Origin of the sequence: Stenotrophomonas sp. SI-NJAU-1, from assembly GCF_020883215.1 — a bacterium.
GTDB lineage: Bacteria > Pseudomonadota > Gammaproteobacteria > Xanthomonadales > Xanthomonadaceae > Stenotrophomonas > Stenotrophomonas indicatrix.
Genome location: NZ_CP086598.1, coordinates 220,815 through 243,783 on the forward strand (window position 1 = coordinate 220,815; position 22,969 = coordinate 243,783).

Consider the following 22,969-nt stretch of genomic DNA (forward strand, 5'->3'; position numbering starts at 1 on the left):
GGTCGCTGGCCTGGTGCGGTAGTGCCGGCCGCTGGCCGGCAACCGCAGTCATCGGGCGACCTCGACGTTGCCGGCCAGCGGCCGGCACTACCCTGTTCAGCGCGTCATCCGGATAATCGCGCGGTGAGTACCGAACCTGACACCCTCGCCGCGGTCGAGACTGAAACCGCGCCCCTGCAGCTGCTGCACCTGGATGAACGGCTGGCCGTGGTCAACAAGCCGGCCGGGCTGATGGTCCATGACAGCAAGCTGGCCCGTGGCGAAGATGATTTCCTCGCCGATCGCCTGCGCGAGCAGCTGGGCCGGCCGATCTTCCTGGTCCATCGCCTGGATCGCGCCACCAGCGGCTGCCTGTTGCTGGCCTTCGACCGTGATACGGCCAGTGCGCTGGGCAAGTCGTTGATGGGCGGCGAGGTGAGCAAGGATTACCTGGCCATCTGCCGCGGCTGGCCGGCCGAGGAGGCCTGGCAGGTCGACCACGATCTGGATGGCGGTCCCGGCAAGCCGGTGAAGAAGCCGGCGGTCACCGACTTCCAGCGCCTGGCTACCGGCGAACTGTCGGTGCCGGTGGGCGAGTTCACCAGCTCGCGCTATGCGCTGCTGCGCTGCCAGCCGCTGACCGGGCGCTTCCGGCAGATCCGCCGCCATCTCAAGCACCTGTCACATCACCTGATCGGCGATACCAGCCATGGTGATGGCCGGCACAACCGCAACTTCCGCATGCAGGGTGTGCACCGCATGCTGCTGCACGCCGAGCGCCTGCGCTTTCCGCATCCGGATGGCGGCACGGTGGACGTGCGCGCGCAGGTCGACGGTGAATTCCAGAAGGCGCTGGACCTGTTCGGCTGGCAGGTCCCGTAGCGGTAGCGCCGGGCCCTGCCCGGCGGCTTCTGCGATGAAACGGCCGCGCTTCGCGCTTGCCGGGCATGGCCCGGCGCTACCGCCTCACTTCTTTTCCGGCTCGTTGACGATCGCTTCCAGATCCTTCTGCAGATCGGCGAACAGCGGCTGCATGCGCGTCTGGATCGCCACCATCACGTTCTGCATCAGCGCCGGGGTCTTGTCGAGCAGGCTCTGGCCGGCCGGGCTCTCGTAGAACTCGGCCATGGCCAGCACGTCTTCCTTGCTGAAGGTCTTCTTGTACAGGTCCACGTACATCGGCCGCAGCTGCTGCCACGACAGTGCCTGGCGCAGGGTCTGGCTGGTACGGGCCTGGATGCGCTGCAGCTGTTCCTGCTGCTGGGCGTTGAGCTTGCGCTGTGCGGCGACCTGCTGGAACTGCTGCTGCTGCATCGCTTCGATCTGCGGCAGCATGGTGTCGATCATGCTCTGCGCACGCGAGGCCGACAGCAGGCGGTTGATGTCGCCATCGGTGGGGGCTGCGGCCAGCACCGGCGCGCTTGCTGCGGCCAGCACCAGCAGCAGGGTCGCGCGGCGCAACAGGGAGGGAACGAAGCGGATCATGCGGAGCGTCCTGCAGTACACGGGATGGCAAGCATACCCCCGGCAAAGGCGAAGGCGGCGTGTTCGGTGCCTGATCGGCGGCATACGGGGCGCGATGGCAGCCACGGCAACGCGGCTGCCGCTACAATGCGCGGATGGGCAGTGGACCGGTCATCATCAGCGCGCAGCTTGAAATCCCCGACGGCGAGATCGTCGAGCGTTTCGTGCGTGCCAGTGGTGCCGGCGGCCAGAACGTCAACAAGGTCTCCACCGCGGTGGAACTGCGTTTCGACGTGGCCGGCTCGCCCTCGTTGCCCGAGCCGCTGCGCGAGCGCCTGTTGGCGCGGCGCGACCGGCGCATGACCGGCGAAGGCGTGCTGGTCATCGACGCGCAACGTTTCCGCACCCAGGATCGCAATCGCGAGGATGCGCGCGAGCGGCTGGCGGCCTTCATCCAGGCCGGGCTGAGCGTGCCCAAACCACGCAAGGCCACCAAGCCGACCTTCGGGTCGAAACTGCGTCGTCTGGACGCCAAACGCGGGCGCGCGCAGATCAAGCGCGGGCGCTCATCACGTGACTGGGAGTGATTGCTTGAACAACCCGACGCCGTTGCTGCCGGCCATTCCGCCGAACATGCCGCAGGTCAAGCCCAACCGTTTCCTGCGCTGGCTGGCGCGCTGCACGCTGCGCATGGGCGGCTGGAAAGTGACCGGTACGCTGCCGAACGTTCCCAGGCTGGTCTTCATCATCGCTCCGCATTCGTCCAACTGGGACGGGCTGTGGGGCATGGCCGCCAAGATCGCACTGGGCATGAAAGTGAAGGTGCTGGGCAAGGCCTCGCTGTTCTGGTGGCCACTGGGCCCGCTGCTGCACAAGCTGGGCGTGATCCCGCTGGATCGCAGCTCGCCGCAGGGCACTGTCGGCCAGGCCGTGGACCTGCTGCGCAACAACGAGAAGATGTGGTTCGCCATCACCCCCGAGGGCACCCGCAAGGCCGTGAAGGACTGGAAGGCCGGCTTCCTGAAGATTGCGCGGATGGCCGACGTGCCGATCCTGGCCGCGTATTTCCACTACCCGGAAAAGACCATCGGCATCGGCCCGCTGTTCACGCCGACCGGCGATGATGCCGCTGACATGGCGACCATCCGCGAGTTCTACCGGCCCTGGATCGGCAAGACCCGCGGCACGGTCTGAGCCAGCCGCCGCCGGCAGCGTAGACGCCACGTCCGGCACATGCCGGGCGCCCGTGACAGGAGTAGGGTGGACGGCTGCCATCCCGTACCGTCTGCCCAAGGAGCGTTTTACATGTCGCGTACCGTAGTCCTGGCCGCCGCCATCAGCCTGGCGCTGGCGGCCTGTTCCGGCAAGGAGTCCACCCCCGTGTCCGAAGCCCAGAATGCACCGGCCCAGCAGCCGGCCGAAGCCTCCACCAATCCGCTGCTGACCGCCAGCAGCCTGCCGTTCCAGGCACCGCCGTTCGACAAGATCAAGGACAGCGATTATTTGCCGGCCTTCGAAGAAGGCATGCGCCAGCATCTGGCCGACGTGCGCAGGATCGCCGACAGCGCCGAGCCGGCCACCTTCGACAACACCATCGTGGCGATGGAGCGCAGCGGCGAGACCCTGACCCGCGTGTCGCGCATCTTCTTCGGCCTGGTCCAGGCCGACACCAACGATGCCCGCCAGAAGATCCAGGAAGAAGTGGCGCCGAAGCTGGCCGCGCACCAGGACGAGATCAACCTCGATCCGAAGCTGTTCGCGCGCGTGAAGTCGCTGTACGACCAGCGTGAGACGCTGGGCCTGGATCCGGTGCAGAAGCGCCTGGTCGAGCACTACTACGACGGCCTGGTGCGCGCCGGCGCGCAGCTGTCCGACGCCGACAAGGCGAGCCTGCGCAAGCTCAACGTGGAAGAAACCACGCTGTCCACCCAGTTCCACACCCGCCTGGTGGCTGCAACCGCCGCTGCTGCGGTCGTGGTGGACGACAAGGCCAAGCTGGCCGGCCTGGACGAGGGCGCGGTCAACAATGCCGCCGCCGCCGCCAAGGACCGCAAGCTGGAGGGCAAGTTCCTGCTGCCGCTGCAGAACACCACCCAGCAGCCGGTACTCGGTTCGCTGACCGACCGCGACCAGCGCGCCGCCGTGCTGAAGGCTTCGGAAACCCGTGCCGAGCGTGGCGATGCCAACGACACCCGGCAGACCGTGCAGCGCCTGGCCCAGCTGCGTGCGCAGAAGGCCAAGCTGCTTGGCTTTGACACCTTCGCCGACTACCAGCTGGGCGACCAGATGGCCAAGACCCCGGCGGCCGCACTGAAGCTGCTGACCGACACCGTGCCTGCCGCCACCGCCAAGGCGCGTGCCGAAGCCGGTGAGATCCAGAGGGTGATCGACGCCCAGAAGGGTGGTTTCCAGGTGGCCGCGTCGGATTGGGATTTCTACGCCGAGCAGGTGCGCAAGGCCAAGTACGATCTGGACGAGTCGCAGATCAAGCCGTACTTCGAGCTGGACAACGTGCTGCAGAACGGCGTCTTCTACGCCGCCACCCAGCTGTACGGCATCACCTTCAAGCCGCGCACCGACATTCCGACCTACAACCCGGACATGAAGGTGTACGAAGTGTTCGACAAGGACGGCACCTCGCTGGCCCTGTTCTACACCGACTACTTCAAGCGTGACAGCAAGTCCGGTGGCGCCTGGATGGACGTGTTCGTCGAACAGGACGGCCTGACCGGTGCCAAGCCGGTGGTCTACAACGTCTGCAACTTCACCAAGCCGGCCGCCGGCCAGCCTGCGCTGATCAGCTTCGATGACGTCACCACGATGTTCCATGAGTTCGGCCATGCACTGCATGGCATGTTCTCGAACGTGAAGTACCCGTCGATCGCCGGTACCGCCACCTCGCGCGATTTCGTCGAGTTCCCGTCGCAGTTCAACGAGCACTGGGCGCTGGACCCGAAGGTGTTCGCCAACTACGCCAAGCACTACAAGACCGGCGAAGCAATGCCGCAGGAACTGGTCGACAAGATCCTCAAGGCACGCAGCTTCAACCAGGGCTATGCGACCACCGAGTACCTGTCGGCGGCACTGCTCGACCTGGCCTGGCACACGCAGAAGGCCGATGCCCCGCTGCAGGACGTCGGCGCCTTCGAAGCCAGCGCACTGAAGAAGTTCAAGGTCGACCTGCCGCAGGTGCCGCCGCGTTACCGCACCACCTACTTCGACCACATCTGGGGTGGCGGTTACTCGGCCGGCTACTACGCCTACTTCTGGGCGGAAGTGCTGGACCATGACGCCTACCAGTGGTTCACCGAACACGGTGGCCTGACCGCCGCCAACGGCCAGGAATTCCGCGACAAGATCCTCTCGCGCGGCAACAGCGTGGAGCTGTCGACCCTGTACCGCGATTTCCGCGGCAAGGATCCGTCGGTGGAGCCGCTGCTGAAGTTCCGCGGCCTGAAGTAAGCGCGGACTGAAGTACGAAAGAAAAAACGGCGGGGGCAACCCCGCCGTTTTTCGTTGTGTCGCTCATCCACGCATGGCGTGGATCCATGTGTCGACCAAGTCGACACCCACCCAGAGCAGGCCATCCCATTCCGACAGGTCACGGAAATCTGTCGAAGGCGGGGCGGGTCCGGTTGCGGGGGCGTGAGCGCCATGGATGGCGCGACCGAGCTTACATGGACGTACTTGCAGCGTCCCCCGCAACCGGACCCACCCCGCCATCCCACGCAATGCCAGCCTCTGCTGTTGCTGCTGTTGTTGCTGTTGTTGTTGAGGTTGCCGGCCAGCGGCCGGCACTACCGGGTGCCGGGCGCAGCCCGGCCATCACGTCCCTACATGCACCCGGTTCGCCTGCTCGGCCAACCCCAGGTGATCCAGCGCGATATCCAGCGCCAGTACATAACTCTGCGCGCCGTACCCGGCGGCGATGCCCAAGCGCTGGCCAACACCGGCCGGCAGGCACGGCTCGGCCACGGCGCCATCGTCATGCACTTCCACGTACGCGTTGTGCAGGTAGGGCAGCAGCCGCTGCAGGCGCAGGCTGTCGGCACATGCGCCCGGATCCAGCAGCGTCACCTCGCCACGGCTGTGGTCGGCCACGCGCAGCGCGTCCAGCAGTTCCTGCTCCGAGCCGCAGGCGCGGATCGCCACGCTGGTGCCCGCATCGATCGCACGGTGCACCAGTGATTTCAGTACCGGCGCCGGCAGCGGCGCGGCGGTGCGGATCAACGCGCCCGCCGCTTCCGGGCCACGGATGATGAAGATCGACATGGCTCAGCCCTCCCGTGCCAGGCGACGGCTGACGATGGCCAATGACAGCGGATAACCCGCCTGCTGGCTGCGCTGGTCGACCACCACGGCGGCCGGGCCGTGCTGCAGGCGCAGGCGCGCTTCCAGACCGGGCTGGTGCGGCGACTGCAGTTCGATGTACTCCGCCGGCAGACCGTCCAGCGCCGCCTGCAGCGCACCGCCCTCGGCACACCATTGCGCCTCGTCGGCGACGCCGACATCAAGCAGCACCCAGTCCGCGGTGCGCGCCTGCGGCTGGCACAGACACTGGCGCACATCGGCCAGGCTGGCGCAGTCGGTGCACAGCACCGGATGGCCGGACAACTCGGCCGGCAGCAGCGGACGCGGCACCGACGGCGACGCATGCCGGATCACCAGGAGGGTCATACAACACCTTGCGCAAAGCGCCCTGCGGCGCGGTAGGCACACGATGCGCGTGGGGGCCGTAAAGGTGCGATGCCCAGTGCCCGGCCCGGGCGTAAAACCTTCATAACGACCGGCCGGAATGCACCCGGTGGCTGCCGACCGTTGATCGGCACGGGCATGGAGACCGGCATGATGCCCGGGAACCTCACGCCTGCCCTTGCGGTCTGACGCCCACCCACCACCCGGAGCCTGACATGGATGCTGTAGCCCGTCCGCCGTTTCCAGAACGCGCGCTCACCTGGCTGAAGAAAGAGGCACTGCCGCTGCTGGTGATGCTGGGCCTGCTCGCCGCCGCCCGCGACACCCTCGCCAACCACTACGTCGTGCCCAGCGGTTCGATGCAGCCGACGCTGCAACCGGGTGACCGGGTGGTGGTGGACATGCGCGCCTACGGCCTGCGCCTGCCGTTCACCAGCCAGGAGCTGCTGGCTACCGGCACGCCGCAGCGTGGTGAGGTGGCGGTGTTCGATTCGCCGGCCGATGGCACCCGCCTGATCAAGCGCGTCGCCGCCGTGGCCGGCGACCACGTGCAGCTGCGCGATGGCCACCTGAGCATCAACGGCCAGCCGCTGCAGATCGCCGACCTGGCCGACACCGAAGCTTTCGGTGAGCGCCGCGCCAGCCTCGATCTGGACAGCGGCGGTGGCCCGGACATCGCGGATCTGCAGGTGCCCGCCGGCAAGGTGCTGGTGCTGGGCGACCATCGTGGCAACAGCTTCGACGGTCGCTTCTTCGGCTTCGTCGATGCGGACAAGATCTATGGCCGCGCAGTGGCGGTGTACTACCGCCGCGGCGACGGCTTCGAGTGGCAGCGGCTGTAGGCTTATCGATATGCCAGAAGTATCAATCATGACCTATCAGGTTATGGATCGACTGGATGGACGGGCCTAGTCTGGGGCCCGTCCCCTCCAATCCGGCCGCCCCCACGGCCCACCGCTCCCATGACTGGCGATACCCCGGCGGCCCTCGCCGACCGTCCCCGTACTGACCACGCTCCCGTCGACACCCGCATCCAGCAGGGAACGCCGGCCTTCCGCCGCACCGCGCTGGCGCTGTTTCTGGCTGGCTTTTCGACCTTCGGCCTGCTGTACACGGTGCAGCCACTGCTGCCCGAGTTCAGTCGCCACTTCGGCGTGTCCGCTGCCGGCAGCGCGATGTCGCTGTCGCTGACCACCGGCACCCTGGCCGTGGCCATGCTGCTGGCGGGCCTGCTGTCCGATGCGGTCGGCCGGCGCCCGCTGATGATCGTTGCGTTGTTGGCCTCGGCCACGCTGTCGCTGTGCACCGCACTGGTCGACGACTGGGCCACGCTGCTGGTGCTGCGCACCTTGCTGGGGCTGGCGTTGAGCGGCGTGCCAGCGGTGGCGATGACCTACCTGGTGGAAGAGATGGACAGCCGCGCGCTGGGCCTGGCGATGGGCCTGTACATCGGCGGCAACGCCATCGGTGGCATGAGCGGGCGCCTGCTGGCCGGCATCATCGCCGACCACTGGGGCTGGCGCTGGGGCATCGGCGTGGTCTCGATCATCGCCATGGCCAGCACCGTGCTGCTGTGGCTGCAGCTGCCGCCGTCGCGTCACTTCCAGGCCAGTCGCAGTGGCCTGCGCCAGCTGCCCGCGCGCTGGCGCACGCTGTTCGCCGATCCCGGCCTGCCGTGGCTGTTCGCCACCTCGTTCGTGCTGATGGGTGTGTTCGTCACCCTCTACAACTACCTCGGCTACCACCTGCTGGCGCCGCCGTACCACCTCAGCCAGACCGTGGTCGGGTTGATCTTCAGCGTGTATCTGGTCGGCACCTTCAGTTCGGCGTGGATGGGCCAGCAGGCCACGCGCCATGGGCGCGGTCGCATCCTGGCGATCTCCTTCGGCCTGATCGCCGTCGGCATCGTACTGCTGGCGATGCCGTGGCTGCCGGCGATGGCAGTGGGCATCGCGCTGGTGACCTTCGGTTTCTTCGGTGGCCATTCGGTGGCCAGCAGCTGGGTCGGCAGCCGTGCCGGCTCCATGCGTGCGGAAGCGTCGGCGCTGTACCTGTTTGCCTACTACCTGGGCTCGAGCGTGCTGGGCGGCGTGGGGGGGCTGGCCTATGCCGCGTGGGACTGGCTGGGCGTGTGCGCATTCGCCGCGCTGCTGACCCTGATCGGCGGTGGCATCGTGTGGGCGCTGCAGCAGCGCGCGCCGCAGCCGGTGACCGCCTGACGCCCGCCGGGCATGGCCCGGCGCTACCTGGGTAGGCCAGCGGTAGCGCCGGGCCGTGCCCGGCGAGCGCGCAGCGCGGCCCATCACCCCTCCGCAAACGCCTCGCGCAGCAGCCCGGCGAAATTGCGGATCAACGGTGTCACCCCCTCGCGGCGCCACGCCAACTGCACTTCCGAATGCGCGCCGGCATCGGCCAGCGGCACGAAGCGCGCACCTTCCACCCGGATGTGATCGCACGAGGAAGGCAGGATCGCCGCACCCAGTCCCGCAGCGGCCAGGCTGATCAGCGTTGACGCCTCACCGGCTTCCTGCACGATGCGCGGGGTGAAACCCGCTGCCGCGCACAGCGCGATCATGTGGTCATGGATGCCCGCCCCGGCGCTGCGGCGGAACGCCACGAACGGTTCCTGCGCCAGATAACGCAACGCCAGCGTCCCGCCTTTCGACAGTCGACGCAGGGCAGGGTGGTCGGCATGCACGATCAACGCCAGCGGGTCGACGAACAGGCTGTGCGCCACCAGCTCGGCCGGCAGCGTGCGCTTGCGGATGATGCCCACATCCAGGCTGCCATCGAGCAGCGCATCGATCTGCTGCAGGGTGTTCATCTCGCTCAGCTGCAGCCGCACCTGCGGATACTGCTGGCGGTACTGCAGGATCGAACGCGGAATCTGTGGTGACAACGGCGTGGCCCGGGTCAGGCCGATACGCAGCTCACCCTGCTCGCCACGCTGCGCGCGCTGCACTTCATCCACCGCAGATTCCACCTGCTGCACGATGCCGCGCGCACGTTCCTGCAGCAGTTCCCCCGCAGCGGTCAGCTGCACACGCCGATGGCTGCGCACGAACAGGCGCGCACCGATCAGTTCCTCCAGCTGCCGGATCTGCTGGCTGAGCGGCGGCTGCGACATTCCCAACCGCTCGGCCGCCTGGCCGAAGTGCAGGGTATCGGCAACGGCGAGGAAGTAGCGCAGGTGGCGAAGTTCGATGGACATGGATGCAGTCTATCCAGCCCGACGCCGGGAATCGTCATCCACGCATGGCGTGGATCAACCGTGTCGACCAAGGTCGACACCCACCAAGAGCAGGCCATGCCGTTCCGACAGATCGCGGAAATCTGTCAGAGGTGGGGCGGTGTGGGTGGGCAGGACCGTTGGCGCCATGGATGGCGCCATCGAGCCCCCAAGGACGGGTTTACGGCGTGTCCTGCCCACCCACACCGCCCCGCCATCCCACGGAATCCCCACTGTTGCCTTTGACGTTGCCGTTGCCGTCGCCTCTGCCGTTGCCGTTGATTCGGCAGGTGCAGGGCGCAGCCCTGCCGACAACCCCTCACCGCTCCGAATGCCCGCTCTGGTCGTAATCGCGCGGGCTGAACAACTCTGGCTGGATCAGCTCGATGAATGCCCGCGCCTGCGCCGACAGCGCCTTGCCGCGCCGCACGATCACCCCGTAACTGCGCTCCGGGAACCAGCGCTTCATCGACCGTGCGGCCAACCGTTCGCGGTCGGCATCGTTCAGGCACAGCGCCGGCACGATGGAAATACCCATGCCCATCGCCACGTACTGCTTGATCACCTCCCAGCCGCCCACCTCCAGCGCAACGGTGTAGGCGATGCGGTGGCGCTGGAACACCTGGTCCACCAGCCGGTAGGTGATCTGCCGTTTCGGCGGCAGCACCAGCGGGTATCGTGCGATGTCGGCCAGTTCCAGCTCGCCACCGCTGGCCAGCGGATGGTCATGCGGGGCGATCAGCACCTGTTCGAAACGGTAGGCCGGCGCATAGCTGAGGTCAGCCGGTACATCGGTCATCGAGCCGATCGCCAGGTCGGCGGCATCCTCGCGCAGCAGGTCGGTGCCGTCGGCGCTGATGGCGTTGTGCAGGGTCAAGCGTACGTCGGGGTAATGCTGGCGGAAGCGTTCGACGATCTTCGGCAGCAGGTACAGGATGGTGGAACTGTTGGCAGCGATGTTCAGCTCGCCCGCGTCCAGCCCGCGCACCTTGTCGCGGAAGCGCGCTTCCAGACCGTCCAGGCTTTCCACCAGCGGCTGCGCCATTTCATACAGCAGCTGGCCCTCGCGGCTGGGTACCAGGCGCCGGCCGCTGCGCTCGAACAGCGGTACTCCCAGCTCACGCTCCAGCGCCTGCAACTGCAGGCTGATGGCCGGTTGGCTGACGAAAAGTGCCTCAGCCGCCCGTGAGACCGAGCCCAGGCGCACCGTCTGGCAGAACGCGCGCAGCGGCTTCAGCCGATCAGATTTGTAGGAAAAACGGGGACTTGGCGAGGTGCGTGTGGTCATGGCGTCACAAGTATTAGCACAACTTATGTAAAGCATTGCAAAAACTGTTTTGCCAAATACAGGCTGCGGCCGCACGGTGGAGTCGTTCCCCCATGCTGGAGTCCTGCCATGTCCGCCGTCGCTTCCGCTGTTCCCTCCACCGCCGCCAAGGCCACGCCGGGCATCGCCCTGGCGACCCAGGTGGCGGGCCAGGCCACCGTGCTGCCGGCGCCATTGCTGGCCCTGCTGGTGTCCCTGCACCGGGCAGTGGAACCCGGCCGGCAGGCGCGGCTGCAGGCCCGTCGCGAGCGCCAGGCATTCTTCGACCAAGGCGGCCTGCCGGACTTCCGCCAGGACACCACCGCGATCCGCAGCGGGGACTGGACCGTGGCGCCGCTGCCGGCCGCGCTGCAGGACCGTCGCGTCGAGATCACCGGCCCGACCGACCCGAAGATGGTCATCAACGCGCTGAACTCCGGCGCCAAGGTGTTCATGGCCGACTTCGAGGATTCGACCTCGCCGACCTGGCGCAACCTGCTGGCCGGCCAGCAGTCGCTGGCCGCTGCGGTGCGCGGCGACCTGCAGTACACCGCACCCAATGGCAAGCACTACGCGCTGCGCCCCCATGAGGAGCAGGCGGTGCTGATCGTGCGCCCGCGCGGCTGGCACCTGGACGAAAAGCATGTGCGCGTGGATGGCCAGTTCCTCGCCGGCGGCCTGTTCGATGCGGCGGTCTTTGCCTTCCACAATGCGCGCGCGCTGCAGTCCAGGGACCGTGGTCCGTACTTCTACCTGCCCAAGCTGCAGAGCATGGAAGAGGCAGCGCTGTGGGAGACCGCGCTGTCGCACATCGAAGGCATGCTCGGCCTGCCGCACGGGCAGATCAAGGTGACCGTGCTGATCGAAACGCTGCCGGCAGTGTTCGAGATGGATGAGATCCTGCACGCCCTGCGCGATCGCATCGTCGGCCTCAACTGCGGGCGCTGGGATTACATCTTCTCGTACCTGAAGACCTTCCGCCGCCACGCTGACCGCGTGCTGCCCGAGCGTGGCCAGGTGACCATGACCCAGCCGTTCCTGAAGGCGTATTCGGAACTGCTGATCCAGACCTGCCATCGCCGCGGTGCACACGCGATGGGCGGCATGGCCGCGCAGATTCCGATCAACAACGATGCCGCCGCCAACGAGCAGGCGATGGCGCGGGTGCGTGCCGACAAGCTGCGCGAAGTGAGCGCTGGCCACGATGGCACATGGGTCGCCCATCCGGCGCTGATTCCGGTGGCGATGGCGATCTTCGACGAGCACATGCCCACGCCCAACCAGCACCACGTGCTGCGCCAGGATGTGCGCGTGGGTCGCGATGAACTGATCGCGCGGCCGCCGGGCACGATCACCCGCGCTGGCTTCGAAGGCAATGTCGAAGTCTGCGTGCGTTACCTGGCCGCATGGCTGGATGGCAACGGCTGCGTGCCGATCCACCACCTGATGGAGGACGCGGCCACTGCCGAGATCAGTCGCAGCCAGCTGTGGCAGTGGCTGCATACCCCGGGCCAGCAGCTGGACGACGGCACTGCCATCGATCTGGCGCTGCTCGATACCACCCTGGCGCAGCTGCCGGCGCGCCTCGGCGACACCTCGGCGCTGCCCGGTGGCGACCGCATCGAAGAAGCCATCACCCTGCTGGCCGAGTTGAGCCGCAGCAACGAACTGACCGACTTCCTGACCCTGCCGGCGTACGCGCGCATCGACTGACCGCTGCATGCCGGTTTTCCCGCCGCTTCCTTCCCCGCTGCATCCGCACGAACCGAACTGGAGATAGACATGAGCACGCTGCCCACTGCCGAACAGATCCAGCACGACTGGGACACCAATCCGCGCTGGGAAGGCATCCAGCGCAACTACAGCGCCGCCGACGTGGTGCGCCTGCGTGGCACCGTCCATATCGAGCATTCGCTGGCCCGGCTGGGCGCGGAAAAGCTGTGGAAGTCGCTGCATGAGCGCGACTTCGTCAACGCGCTCGGCGCGCTGACCGGCAACCAGGCCATGCAGCAGGTGAAGGCTGGGCTGAAGGCGATCTACCTGTCCGGCTGGCAGGTGGCGGCCGATGCCAACCTGGCCGGGCAGATGTACCCGGACCAGTCGTTGTACCCGGCCGATTCGGTGCCGGCGGTGGTCAAGCGCATCAACAACACGCTGCTGCGTGCCGACCAGCTGCACCACGCCGAAGGCAAGGATGACATCGACTTCCTGCAGCCGATCGTGGCCGACGCCGAAGCCGGTTTCGGCGGCGTGCTCAACGCCTTCGAACTGATGAAGGCGATGATCGAAGCCGGTGCTGCCGGCGTGCATTTCGAAGACCAGCTGGCCTCGGTGAAGAAGTGCGGGCACATGGGTGGCAAGGTGCTGGTGCCGACCCGCGAGGCGATCGAGAAGCTCAACGCCGCGCGCCTGGCCGCCGACGTGCTGGGCGTGCCGACCCTGCTGGTGGCGCGTACCGACGCCGAGGCCGCTGATCTGCTGACCAGCGACATCGATGGCAACGACAAGCCGTTCGCCACCGGCGAGCGCACCGTGGAGGGCTTCTACAAGACCCGCAACGGCCTGGACCAGGCCATCAGCCGCGGCCTTGCCTACGCACCGTATGCAGACCTGGTGTGGTGCGAGACCGGCAAGCCGGACCTGGAATTCGCGCGGAAGTTCGCCGAGGCGATCCATGCGAAGTTCCCCGGCAAGCTGCTGGCCTACAACTGCTCGCCCAGCTTCAACTGGAAGAAGAACCTGGACGACGCCACCATTGCCAGGTTCCAGAAGGAGCTGGGCAGCTACGGCTACAAGTTCCAGTTCATCACCCTGGCCGGTTTCCACGCGCTGAACTACGGCATGTTCAATCTGGCCCACGGCTATGCGCGTCGTCAGATGAGCGCCTTCGTGGAGCTGCAGGAGGCCGAGTTCGAAGCGGCCGAGCGCGGCTTCACCGCAGTCAAGCACCAGCGCGAGGTCGGCACCGGCTACTTCGATGCGGTGACCCAGGCGATCCAGCAGGGGCAGTCCTCGACCACCGCGCTGACCGGTTCGACCGAGGAAGAGCAGTTCCATGGCGAGCGCAGCGAACGGGCTGCGTGATCCGGTCGTGCCGGCCGCTGGCCGGCAACCCTTTGTGTTCCCGCCGTCCTTGATGCTGTCGGCCAGCGGCCGGCACGACCAAGGCTCGGGCTGATCAGGGTGGCCAGGGAAGGGCCAGACGACGCCGGCAGATCGGGGGATCTGCCGGCGTCGTTGTATCTGCGGCTGCTGCGACAATCGGCGTCGCGGTCACTGCAAGCTGTTGATATTCTTTGTCTTCTCCCCGCGCTCAACGGGTATGAACAGGCAACCCTGCGGCATGCAGGGCGGGGCAACGCATCTTCACAAAACTGAGAAGCGGCGCACAGTTTGATTCACTGATATGCTCCGCGGCTCACCAGGGGACGCTGGCGGCGGGTGCAGGGAATGACCGGCAGGGGTGCGGCCGAGAACATCGACACGACAACCGGTATCGCCAAGGTGGCGATGGCCGAGATCGTGCATGCGCTGCTTTCCGACGAAGAGGTCGCCCTGTTTGCCCGGTTTGCCCAGCCCTGCCGGCTGCAGGCGGGCCAGTGGCTGTTCCACCGCGGCCATCGCGGCGAGTGCATGTACATCATCCTGGAAGGCCTGATCGAGCTGGATTTCGGCGAGGACCTGGTGCTCAAGACACTCGGCCGGCATGAGTTCTTCGGTGAGCTCGGCCTGTTGATGGGCGACCATCCGCGCAGCGCCAGCGCGCGGGTGATGGCCGACTGCCACGTGCTGGAACTGGGACCGGCTGATTTCCATCGCCTGGTCGAGTCCGACCCGGGGCTGGTGGCCTACTTCCTGCGGCGCACGATCCTGCGTGTGCTGACCAACGAGCAGGCCCTCATCAGCCAGCTGCGGCGGCGCAACCATGACCTGGAAGCCGCGCTGGACAACCTGTACATCACCACCCACCAGCTGACCCACACGCGTGAGCTGGTGCGCACCGACGAACTGACCGGCCTGCACAACCGCCGCGGCCTGGCCCTGTACCTGCAGGAATGCCGCACGCAGGAAGAGGGGCCGCCGCAGGCGCTGCTGCTGATCGACTGTGATCGCTTCAAGCAGATCAACGACCGCCACGGCCACCAGGCCGGCGACCGGGTGCTGCAGAGCATGGGCAACATCCTGCGCTCGATGGCCGGCGAACATGACCTGGCCTGCCGCCTGGGCGGCGACGAGTTCTGCCTGATCCTGCGCCGGGCCAATGTCGAGATCGTGCAGCACGCGGCTGAATTCATCCTCAGCGCGGTGCACGGCCTGCTCGAGCGGAGCCATGGCACCCCGCACGTCAGCCTGGCCAGCATCGGTGCCAGCCTGCTGGCCCCTGACGCGGACTGGAGCGAGTGGTACGCTCGCGCCGATCGTGCGCTGTACCAAGCCAAGCGCGCAGGCGGCAACTGCCTGCGGTGGACCGATGGTCCGGATGGACACTGAGCGGAGATCCTGGCGATGAATGGCGACAACGGAACGTCGGCCCCGCATAACGCCCAGCTGCGGGCGCTGCTGTTCACCGACCTGTGTGATTCGCTGCAACTGGTGGAGCGTATCGGCGACGCTGCCGCAGCCACCCTGTTCCAGGAGCACGACCGTCTGGTGCTGGTATTGCAGCATCGCTGGAATGGGCAGTTGATCGACCGTTCCGACGGTCTGTTCCTGCTGTTCGAACGCCCGGTGGATGCGCTCGGGTTTGCACTGGATTACCAGCGCGACCTGCAGGCACTGGGCGAACAACGCAGGGTCGAGCTGCGCGCACGAGCGGGCCTGCATGTGGGTGATGTGCTGACCTGGGAAAACAGTCCCGAAGCGGTCAAGGTCGGCGCCAAGTCGATGGAAGTCGAAGGCCTGGCCAAGCCGATGGCAGCGCGCCTGATGACCCTGGCGCGCCCAGGCCAGATCCTGATGTCGGCAGTTGCCGAGTCACTGACCCGACGTGCCACGGATGCCTTGGGCGAGCGTGGCCAACGCTTGCTATGGAAGTCGCACGGGCGTTGGCGGTTCAAGGGCATGCCGACCGTCCAGGAAGTGATTGAAGTTGGCGAGATCGGCTTTGCTCCGCTGCGCCCGCCGCGCGCCAACGCCAAGGCGCGGCGTGATCTGCCGTTGTGGCGGCAGCCGGTGGTATTGCTGGCGGAGAGCCTGATCCTGGCGTCTGTGGTGGTGGGTGGTTGGTTTCTGTTGCGCCCGGAGCCGGCCATCGCATTCTCAGAACGCGATTGGGTGGTGCTGGCCGACCTTGAGAATTTCACCGGCGAGCCGGTGTTCGATGAATCGACACGCCACGCGATACTGATCGCGCTGGAACAGTCGCGCTACGTGAATGTGCTGTCCGAAGGCAAGATCCGCGAAAGCCTGGAAATGGCGCGCTTGTCCGGCGATACCCGCTTGAACCGCGGTGCAGCCATCGATGTGGCCATGCGCGAAGGCGCACGAGCGGTCCTGCTGCCGACCGTACGCCCCAAGGCAGGGGGCTATCAGCTGGGAATCGATGTGGTGGCGCCCGGCAGCGGGCAGGTGGTGCGCAGCTTCACCGTCGCCGCTGACGGCCCTGACCAGATGATGTTCGCGGTCGACGATGTCGTCGGTCGTCTGCGCCGCGGTCTTGGCGAATCGGTGGCCAGCCTGGAACAGTCCCTGCCGCTGCCGAAGGCTTCCACCCGCGACCTGCGCGCCCTGCGCGCCTATGCCCTGGCCGAGAATGCCCTGGGCCAGCGCCGCTTCGAGGAAGCACGCAATCTCTACCAGGCGGCGATCGACATCGATCCCGGTTTCGCGCTGGCCTACATGGGCGTAGCCAAGCTGCTGGCCCGCACCGAAGAGGGGCGGCAGGCCCGCGAGGCGATGCAGCATGCGCTCGCCCAGCAGGAACGCCTGCCACCGCGCGAGCGCCTGTACCTGAAGGCTTGGCAGGAAGAACTGGAACCGGGCGGCTGGGCCCTGGAGCAATGGCGGACGCTGGCCAAGGTCTATCCCGATTCCTTCGCCGGGCTGTCCAATACGTCCTGGCTTCTGTTGCAGGACAATCGTTTCAGCGAAGCCGAATCCTACGCACATGCGGCGTCCGTACCGCAGGATCCGCTGCGGCTGTATCCGATGGTGCAGTTGGCACGCATCCAGATCGCCCACAACCAACCGCAGCTGGCCGCCGAAACGCTGATGCAGGCACAAGGGCTGCGCGGCCGCGATGATCCCGATGACACCGGCGTCGATGTATTTGTGGCGCAGCGCCGTTACGTACAAGCCGGCCAGCTGCTTGTGAAGCTGCGCACCGGAGATGCGCTGGCGCAGCGGATGCGGCTGCGTGCACAGCTGCTGCTGGCTGCCGACCAAGGTGATTGCGCGTCGATGCAGGCGGCCGTGCGCGCGGACGCACCGGCACCTGAGCTTGCGGACATGCAGGTACAGCAGCGATTGCAGCACGCCAGCGTGACCACGTTGTGCGCGGCGGGCGACAAAGCCGAACTGCAGGCCATCGCAGCGCAGCTGCAGCCGCTGCTGGAAGATCGCGACGATCCCATGCAGCAGGCCCGCAGCCTGCAGTGGCTGGCCCTTGTCTATCTGGCTCAGCGGCAGGGACAGACCGATGTTGCCGAAGCCTGGCTGCATGCCAACGAGGCGCTGCTGCGCGCTCAGCGCAGCCCGATGGTCGGTAAATGGATGCGCGTGGTTGCTGCGATGGGCGAACTGCAGGGGCAACGGCCGGACGCCGCACGCGCGCTGATCGAGCCGATGCTGGATGGCAGCGAACCGGTGCAGGCACACGTGGTGCTGCTGCATGCGTTACGTGCGCAGCGCGATGACGCCGGCGTGCGCCGCGAGCAGGAATGGCTGGCCCGTCACCGTGGTCAGGCCATTGCTGAGGTCACGGCGATGCAGGTCTGGCAGCCGCTGAACGTGCACGATGTATCGACCTGGGCCGCACCGTCCAAAGCGGTCGGCGCGCCCTGAGGCAGTAATCAGCCGCCGATGCGCTCGTCGACTTTGCCGGCTTCGAAGCAGAACACCACATTCATCGCGGTCAGCGAGCTGGCCAGGTGCTTCTGCAGGCCGTCACGAACGCGGGTGAGTTCTTCCACCGAGGCGAGCGAGTCGATCTTCATGCAGTCCTTCTCACCCAAGGCGGCGTCCAGGCCGATGCTGGAGAGGGCCTGAGACGGTGATTCGGCGAAGCGTTCGCGGAACGCGGCATCGTTGATGAGGTTGTCCAGCAGTACGCCGGCGTCTTCAGCGGAAAGGCGGGGGTCGGTAGCCATGTCGATCATCCAGAGTTGAACCTACGTTATCGGCCACCAGCGCCCGGCATTTAGGGGGACGTGTGCATTGCACAGAAGCGCCTCCACAGTACCGCGGCGGGTGTGGGCAACCCGCATACTACGGTTTCCACTGGTGGATGATGAAAGATGCAGATCCGACGTTGCGCTATCGTGATGTTTGAACCCCGCAGCGAGGTCTCGCTGGATCTCTCCCTGCTGCTGCAGGGCCAGGCGGGACTGGTAACGCGCATGCATTGGCAGGCCCTTGCCGCCCATCTGGACGCGCCCGTGGAGGTGAGCATCGAGGAAATCGATGTGCTGGGCCGCATCGAGCCGGATCGTTGGGTGGAACCTGCAGAGGTCGGCCTCGAAGGCGCCGCGCTGGCACGCCTGCTGGAGATCGGTCTGGTGATCAGCCAAGAGCCAGGTGAGGCTTCGCATCGTGACCGCGACCAGCGCGTGCGCGACGCCAACTGGTGGCCGCTGTCGGCGTTGCAGCACCGGATGGGACGCTGGGGCGGCATCAACAGCGCGCGTGAGATGCGTGAACACAAGCTGGTCACGGCGCAGGATCTGCATGCCAGGTTCGGTGCACCGCCCGCCGCAGTGGATGCGCCCGATACCGCCCCCTTGATGTTGCCCGATACACCTGACGATGCGCGCGACGAGCTGCTGCGAAAGCGTGCAACCTGCCGAAACTTCGACGCGCAGCGCACGTTGGCGCTGCCGCTGTTGGCGCAGGTACTCAAGCGGACCGTGCAGGCACACGCCGCATTGCGGCCGGGGGATGGCATGGAGTTCCTGAAGAAGAACATTCCTTCCGGCGGCGGCCTGCATCCGTTGGAAACCTATGTGGTCGCCCTGGCTGTCGACGGTCTTGCGCCGGGCGTCTATCACTACCATCCGCTGGAACACGCGTTGCGACCGGTCGCCGTTGCCACCGACGACCTGCGCACCTTGATGCTGGGTTTTGTTTCCGGGCAGGACTGGTTCGCCGACGCCCCGCTGCACCTCATCCAGGTGGCACGCTTCCCACGCAGCTTCTGGAAATACCGCCACCATCCAAAGGCCTACCGGGCGGTGCTGATTGATGCGGGGCACCTGTCGCAACAATGGATGCTGTCAGCCACCGAGCTTGGACTGGCCGCTTATGTGACCGCGGCGATCAACGAGATCGACGTGGAGAAGGCGCTGGGGCTGGATGGCATCGATGCCAGCCCGGTGATGATATGCGGCCTGGGGTGGCGCGCGGACGCGCAGGTCACCAGTGAATTCGACCCGCTGCAGCAGGTCTGGCGCGGGAATCCGGCTCTGCAACCTTGACCTCGTGGCAGCAGGTAGGCCGGGCAACGCCCGGCCCACCCCCATCACGCTGCTTCGAAATCCACCAGCACCGCGCCGTCGCCCACCTGGTCGCCGGCCTTGGCCCGATAGCCCTTCACCGTGCCATCGGCCGGTGCCTGCAGGGTGTGCTCCATCTTCATCGCTTCCAGCACCACCAGCGGCGTGCCGCGCTTGACCTGCGTGCCCGCCGCCACCAGTGTTGCGACGATCCTGCCGGGCATCGGTGCCAGCAGGCTGCCGGCATCGGCGCTGGCCTGCTCGGATTCACCCACCGGGTCGTGCAGGGTGAAGCGGTGCTGGCCATCGCTGGCGAACAGATACAGCTGATCGCCGTCGCGCTGCAGCTGCAGCCGCCAACGACGCTCGTCCATCTGCACCGACAGGGTCTGGCCATCGGCATGGCCGACCACCTGTTTCGGCGCTGCGTCACCGCACTGCACGCGCCAGCCATCGGCAGTGGTCCACACCTTCAGCGTGTGTGTCCGCTCTCCCTGCTGCAGCGGCACCATGCGCGCGGCAGGCACGCCCAGCCGCCAGCCATCCTGTGCCTGCCACGGTGAATGCGGGTCGCGTGCATCGGCGGCAGCGGCAGGTGTGCTTGCCACCGCAGCGATCGCTGCCAGTTCCCACAGCGCCTGCTCACCGTCACCGGTGACCGCCAGTGCGGCCTGCTCGCGTTCGATCAGCGCGGTATCCAGCTTGGCGTTGGCGAACGAGTCGGTCTGCACCAGGCGCCGCAGGAAACCGGCATTGGTGGTCACGCCCACCACCTGGCAGTCGGCCAGGGCCTGGCGCATGCGCCGCAGCGCGGCGTCGCGGTCCACGTCCCAGACGATCAGCTTGGCGATCATCGGGTCGTAGTACGGGGTGATGCTGTCGCCTTCTTCCACACCGGTGTCCACCCGCACGTTGGCCGATGGGGTCGGCAGGCGCAGGCGGCGCAGGGTGCCGGTGGAGGGCAGGAAGCCGCGGTCGGCATCTTCGGCATACAGGCGCGCTTCGAGAGCGTGGCCGTGGATGGCCAGTTCGTCCTGGCGCTTGGGCAGCGGCTGGCCAGCGGCCACGCGCAGCTGCCACTCCACCAGGTCGGTGCCGGTGATGAACTCGGTGACCGGGTGTTCAACCTGCAGGCGGGTGTTCATTTCCATGAAGTAGAAATCGCCGTCCGGGCCGGCGATGAACTCCACCGTGCCGGCACCGACGTAGCCCACTGCGCGCGCGGCATCAACGGCGGCCTTGCCCATCGCGGCGCGGCGGTCGGCGCTCATGCCCGGGGCCGGTGCTTCTTCCAGCACCTTCTGGTGGCGTCGCTGCACCGAGCAGTCGCGCTCGAACAGATACACCGCCTCGCCATGGCCGCCGCCGAATAGCTGGATTTCGATATGGCGCGGGCGCTCGACATACTTCTCGACGAGCACGTGGTCGTTGCCGAACGCCGAGGCCGCCTCGCGCTGGCAGCTGGCCAGCGCATCGACGAAGTCCTCGCTGCGCTCGACCTTGCGCATGCCCTTGCCGCCGCCGCCGGCACTGGCCTTGATCAGCACCGGATAGCCGATGCCGTCGGCCTGGGTACGCAGGAAGTCCGGCGCCTGCTGGTCGCCGTGGTAGCCCGGCGTCAACGGCACGCCGGCCTTGGCCATCAGTGCCTTGGCTGCACTCTTGTCGCCCATCGCGCGGATCGCACTGGCCGGCGGGCCGATGAAGGCGATGCCGGCCGCCACGCAGGCGTCGGCGAAGTCGGCGTTCTCGGACAGGAAGCCGTAGCCGGGATGGATGGCCTGCGCGCCGCTGCGGCGTGCGGCGTCGAGGATGGCATCGTTGCGCAGGTAGCTCTCGCGCGCGGCCGCCGGGCCGATGTGGATGGCTTCGTCGGCCAGCCGCACGTGGCGCGCATTGCGGTCGGCATCGGAATACACCGCCACGGTGGCGATGCCGAGGCGGCGGCAGGTGGCGATGACGCGGCAGGCGATCTCGCCGCGGTTGGCGATCAGGACTTTGCTGAACATGGCAACAGACTCGGTCATGGCACAGGTCACATGCGGAACACGCCGAAGCGCGTCTGCTGCGGGGGAGCGTTGAGGCTGGCCGACAGGGCCAGGGCCAGTACCCGGCGGGTATCGACCGGATCGATCACGCCGTCGTCCCACAGGCGCGCACTGGCGTAGTACGGGTGGCCCTGCTGCTCGAACTGGTCGCGGATCGGTGCCTTGAACGCATCCTCTTCCTCGCCCGGCCACTGCCCGCCCTTGGCTTTAATGCCATCACGCTTGACCGTGGCCAGCACGCTGGCGGCCTGTTCGCCGCCCATCACGCCGATGCGTGCGTTCGGCCACATCCACAGGAAATTGGGCGAGTACGCACGGCCGCACATGCCGTAGTTGCCGGCACCGAACGAACCGCCGATCACCACGGTGAACTTGGGTACCTTGGCGCAGGCCACCGCCATCACCAGCTTGGCCCCGTCCTTGGCGATGCCACCCTGTTCGTATTTGCGGCCGACCATGAAGCCGGTGATGTTCTGCAGGAACACCAGCGGAATGTTGCGCTGGGTGCACAGCTCGATGAAGTGCGCGCCCTTCAGCGCGGACTCGGAGAACAGGATGCCGTTGTTGGCGATGATGCCGACCGGATAGCCGTGCAGATGGGCGAAGCCGGTGACCAGCGTTGCGCCATAGCGCGGCTTGAACTCGTCAAAGCGCGAGCCGTCGACCAGTCGCGCGATCACTTCGCGCACATCGTAGGGCTTGCGCGTATCGGCCGGGATCACCCCGTACAGTTCGTGCGCGGGCAGCAGCGGTTCTTCCACCGGCTGCAGCGCCATCGCGGCTTCGGGCTTGCGCCAGTTGAGCTGGGCGATGATCGCGCGCACCCGTGCCAACGCCTGCAGGTCGTTGTCGGCCATGTGGTCGGCCACACCGGAAATGCGCGTGTGCACGTCGGCACCGCCCAGTTCTTCGGCCGTCACCACTTCACCGGTGGCCGCCTTCACCAGCGGCGGGCCGCCGAGGAAGATGGTGCCCTGCTCGCGCACGATCACCGTCTCGTCGCTCATCGCCGGCACGTAGGCACCACCGGCGGTGCAGCTGCCCATCACGCAGGCGATCTGCGGGATGCCCTGCGCGGAGAGATTGGCCTGGTTGTAGAAGATGCGGCCGAAATGGTCGCGGTCCGGGAACACCTCGTCCTGCAGCGGCAGGAAGGCGCCACCGGAATCGACCAGGTAGATGCACGGCAGGTGGTTCTGCTCGGCGATCTCCTGCGCGCGCAGGTGTTTCTTCACTGTCACCGGGTAATAGGTGCCGCCCTTGACCGTGGCATCGTTGGCCACGATCACGCACTCCACGCCGCTCACCCGGCCGATGCCTGCGACCACGCCGGCGGCGGGCACGGCATCGTCATACATGCCGTGCGCGGCTAGCGGTGCGATCTCCAGGAACGCGCTGCCCGGGTCGAGCAGCGCATCGATGCGGTCACGCACCAGCAGCTTGCCGCGTGCGGTGTGCTTGGCCCGCGCCGCCTCGCTTCCACCCAGGGCGGTGCGGGCGAGGGTGGCGTGCAGGTCGTCGACTACGGCCTGCATCGCCGCGCGGTTGCTTTCAAACGTTTCGCTGCCCGGTTGCAGCTGGCTGCCTAGGATGCTCATGG

Annotated in this window: 19 protein-coding genes; 11 read left to right on the forward strand and 8 right to left on the reverse strand. The window is 67.0% G+C overall.

What is annotated here, in order from left to right:
- The first annotated feature begins 123 nt into the window (after positions 1–123).
- On the forward strand, positions 124–861 hold the full coding sequence (locus LMF57_RS00970) for a pseudouridine synthase (protein WP_208081960.1): 738 nt from the start codon (positions 124–126) through the stop codon (positions 859–861).
- Between the two features lie 84 nt (positions 862–945).
- Here the strand turns inward: LMF57_RS00970 and LMF57_RS00975 are convergent, their stop codons facing one another.
- On the reverse strand, positions 946–1,464 hold the full coding sequence (locus LMF57_RS00975) for a DUF2059 domain-containing protein (protein WP_032978115.1): 519 nt from the start codon (positions 1,462–1,464) through the stop codon (positions 946–948).
- Positions 1,465–1,598: 134 nt separating this feature from the next.
- Between LMF57_RS00975 and arfB the strand changes: the two genes are divergently transcribed.
- The 3 genes from arfB to dcp all read left to right on the forward strand — a co-directional run bounded on the left by arfB (position 1,599) and on the right by dcp (position 4,905).
- Entirely contained in the window at positions 1,599–2,030 is a 432-nt protein-coding gene (gene arfB / locus LMF57_RS00980) for an alternative ribosome rescue aminoacyl-tRNA hydrolase ArfB (RefSeq protein ID WP_025875829.1), read from the forward strand.
- Between the two features lie 4 nt (positions 2,031–2,034).
- Positions 2,035–2,637, forward strand: coding sequence for a lysophospholipid acyltransferase family protein (locus tag LMF57_RS00985; RefSeq protein WP_025875827.1), 603 nt, complete (start codon positions 2,035–2,037; stop codon positions 2,635–2,637).
- 111 nt (positions 2,638–2,748) lie between these two features.
- Entirely contained in the window at positions 2,749–4,905 is a 2,157-nt protein-coding gene (gene dcp, locus LMF57_RS00990; RefSeq protein WP_229290535.1) for a peptidyl-dipeptidase Dcp, read from the forward strand.
- Between the two features lie 363 nt (positions 4,906–5,268).
- Here dcp and LMF57_RS00995 read toward each other — a convergent pair whose 3' ends face one another.
- On the reverse strand, positions 5,269–5,715 hold the full coding sequence (locus LMF57_RS00995) for a hypothetical protein (protein WP_025875822.1): 447 nt from the start codon (positions 5,713–5,715) through the stop codon (positions 5,269–5,271).
- A gap of 3 nt (positions 5,716–5,718) precedes the next feature.
- Positions 5,719–6,120, reverse strand: coding sequence for a hypothetical protein (locus LMF57_RS01000; RefSeq protein WP_032978120.1), 402 nt, complete (start codon positions 6,118–6,120; stop codon positions 5,719–5,721).
- Positions 6,121–6,353: 233 nt separating this feature from the next.
- Here LMF57_RS01000 and lepB point away from each other — a divergent pair, with 233 nt between their 5' ends.
- Entirely contained in the window at positions 6,354–6,980 is a 627-nt protein-coding gene (lepB, locus tag LMF57_RS01005; protein ID WP_025875818.1) for a signal peptidase I, read from the forward strand.
- Between the two features lie 120 nt (positions 6,981–7,100).
- Positions 7,101–8,357: an MFS transporter gene (locus LMF57_RS01010; RefSeq protein ID WP_229290536.1), complete on the forward strand. Its 1,257-nt coding sequence runs from the start codon at positions 7,101–7,103 to the stop codon at positions 8,355–8,357.
- Positions 8,358–8,440: 83 nt separating this feature from the next.
- Here LMF57_RS01010 and LMF57_RS01015 read toward each other — a convergent pair whose 3' ends face one another.
- Complete coding sequence (locus LMF57_RS01015) at positions 8,441–9,349, reverse strand: LysR family transcriptional regulator (protein ID WP_229290537.1); 909 nt, start codon at positions 9,347–9,349, stop codon at positions 8,441–8,443.
- Positions 9,350–9,686: 337 nt separating this feature from the next.
- The gene (locus LMF57_RS01020; RefSeq protein ID WP_229290538.1) at positions 9,687–10,655 is read right to left on the reverse strand and encodes a LysR substrate-binding domain-containing protein; all 969 of its coding nucleotides are present in this window, start codon (positions 10,653–10,655) and stop codon (positions 9,687–9,689) included.
- A gap of 108 nt (positions 10,656–10,763) precedes the next feature.
- On the opposite strand from LMF57_RS01020, the gene aceB reads away from it, so the two are divergent.
- The 4 genes from aceB (at position 10,764) to LMF57_RS01040 (ending at position 17,675) form a co-directional block, all read left to right on the forward strand.
- A complete protein-coding gene (aceB, locus tag LMF57_RS01025) occupies positions 10,764–12,386 on the forward strand; it encodes a malate synthase A (protein ID WP_229290539.1) in 1,623 nt (540 codons plus the stop codon).
- 69 nt (positions 12,387–12,455) lie between these two features.
- On the forward strand, positions 12,456–13,757 hold the full coding sequence (aceA, locus tag LMF57_RS01030; protein WP_025875808.1) for an isocitrate lyase: 1,302 nt from the start codon (positions 12,456–12,458) through the stop codon (positions 13,755–13,757).
- A 366-nt stretch (positions 13,758–14,123) separates the two neighbouring features.
- On the forward strand, positions 14,124–15,164 hold the full coding sequence (locus LMF57_RS01035) for a GGDEF domain-containing protein (protein WP_117309267.1): 1,041 nt from the start codon (positions 14,124–14,126) through the stop codon (positions 15,162–15,164).
- A gap of 15 nt (positions 15,165–15,179) precedes the next feature.
- Positions 15,180–17,675, forward strand: coding sequence for a putative peptide modification system cyclase (locus tag LMF57_RS01040; RefSeq protein WP_229290540.1), 2,496 nt, complete (start codon positions 15,180–15,182; stop codon positions 17,673–17,675).
- Between the two features lie 8 nt (positions 17,676–17,683).
- On the opposite strand, the gene LMF57_RS01045 is transcribed toward LMF57_RS01040, so the two are convergent.
- Entirely contained in the window at positions 17,684–17,980 is a 297-nt protein-coding gene (locus tag LMF57_RS01045) for an NHLP-related RiPP peptide (RefSeq protein WP_117311822.1), read from the reverse strand.
- A gap of 174 nt (positions 17,981–18,154) precedes the next feature.
- On the opposite strand from LMF57_RS01045, the gene LMF57_RS01050 reads away from it, so the two are divergent.
- Positions 18,155–19,303 carry a putative peptide maturation dehydrogenase gene (locus tag LMF57_RS01050; RefSeq protein WP_229290541.1) on the forward strand — a complete coding sequence of 383 codons (1,149 nt, stop codon included), beginning with the start codon at positions 18,155–18,157 and terminating at the stop codon, positions 19,301–19,303.
- A 44-nt stretch (positions 19,304–19,347) separates the two neighbouring features.
- Here the strand turns inward: LMF57_RS01050 and LMF57_RS01055 are convergent, their stop codons facing one another.
- Together LMF57_RS01055 and LMF57_RS01060 are read right to left on the reverse strand one after the other, a co-directional pair.
- Positions 19,348–21,330 carry an acetyl/propionyl/methylcrotonyl-CoA carboxylase subunit alpha gene (locus tag LMF57_RS01055; RefSeq protein ID WP_229290542.1) on the reverse strand — a complete coding sequence of 661 codons (1,983 nt, stop codon included), beginning with the start codon at positions 21,328–21,330 and terminating at the stop codon, positions 19,348–19,350.
- A 26-nt stretch (positions 21,331–21,356) separates the two neighbouring features.
- Entirely contained in the window at positions 21,357–22,967 is a 1,611-nt protein-coding gene (locus LMF57_RS01060; protein WP_229290543.1) for a carboxyl transferase domain-containing protein, read from the reverse strand.
- Positions 22,968–22,969: the final 2 nt, after the last annotated feature.

Bases quoted from the DNA above. Each gene is read 5' to 3' on its own strand.
- LMF57_RS00975 (WP_032978115.1), bottom strand. From the start codon at position 1,464: ATGATCCGCTTCGTTCCCTCCCTGTTGCGCCGCGCGACCCTGCTGCTG.
- arfB (WP_025875829.1), top strand. From the start codon at position 1,599: ATGGGCAGTGGACCGGTCATCATCAGCGCGCAGCTTGAAATCCCCGAC.
- dcp (WP_229290535.1), top strand. From the start codon at position 2,749: ATGTCGCGTACCGTAGTCCTGGCCGCCGCCATCAGCCTGGCGCTGGCG.
- LMF57_RS00995 (WP_025875822.1), bottom strand. From the start codon at position 5,715: ATGTCGATCTTCATCATCCGTGGCCCGGAAGCGGCGGGCGCGTTGATC.
- LMF57_RS01000 (WP_032978120.1), bottom strand. From the start codon at position 6,120: ATGACCCTCCTGGTGATCCGGCATGCGTCGCCGTCGGTGCCGCGTCCG.
- lepB (WP_025875818.1), top strand. From the start codon at position 6,354: ATGGATGCTGTAGCCCGTCCGCCGTTTCCAGAACGCGCGCTCACCTGG.
- LMF57_RS01010 (WP_229290536.1), top strand. From the start codon at position 7,101: ATGACTGGCGATACCCCGGCGGCCCTCGCCGACCGTCCCCGTACTGAC.
- LMF57_RS01015 (WP_229290537.1), bottom strand. From the start codon at position 9,349: ATGTCCATCGAACTTCGCCACCTGCGCTACTTCCTCGCCGTTGCCGAT.
- LMF57_RS01020 (WP_229290538.1), bottom strand. From the start codon at position 10,655: ATGACCACACGCACCTCGCCAAGTCCCCGTTTTTCCTACAAATCTGAT.
- aceB (WP_229290539.1), top strand. From the start codon at position 10,764: ATGTCCGCCGTCGCTTCCGCTGTTCCCTCCACCGCCGCCAAGGCCACG.
- aceA (WP_025875808.1), top strand. From the start codon at position 12,456: ATGAGCACGCTGCCCACTGCCGAACAGATCCAGCACGACTGGGACACC.
- LMF57_RS01035 (WP_117309267.1), top strand. From the start codon at position 14,124: ATGACCGGCAGGGGTGCGGCCGAGAACATCGACACGACAACCGGTATC.
- LMF57_RS01040 (WP_229290540.1), top strand. From the start codon at position 15,180: ATGAATGGCGACAACGGAACGTCGGCCCCGCATAACGCCCAGCTGCGG.
- LMF57_RS01045 (WP_117311822.1), bottom strand. From the start codon at position 17,980: ATGGCTACCGACCCCCGCCTTTCCGCTGAAGACGCCGGCGTACTGCTG.
- LMF57_RS01050 (WP_229290541.1), top strand. From the start codon at position 18,155: ATGTTTGAACCCCGCAGCGAGGTCTCGCTGGATCTCTCCCTGCTGCTG.
- LMF57_RS01055 (WP_229290542.1), bottom strand. From the start codon at position 21,330: ATGTTCAGCAAAGTCCTGATCGCCAACCGCGGCGAGATCGCCTGCCGC.
- LMF57_RS01060 (WP_229290543.1), bottom strand. From the start codon at position 22,967: ATGAGCATCCTAGGCAGCCAGCTGCAACCGGGCAGCGAAACGTTTGAA.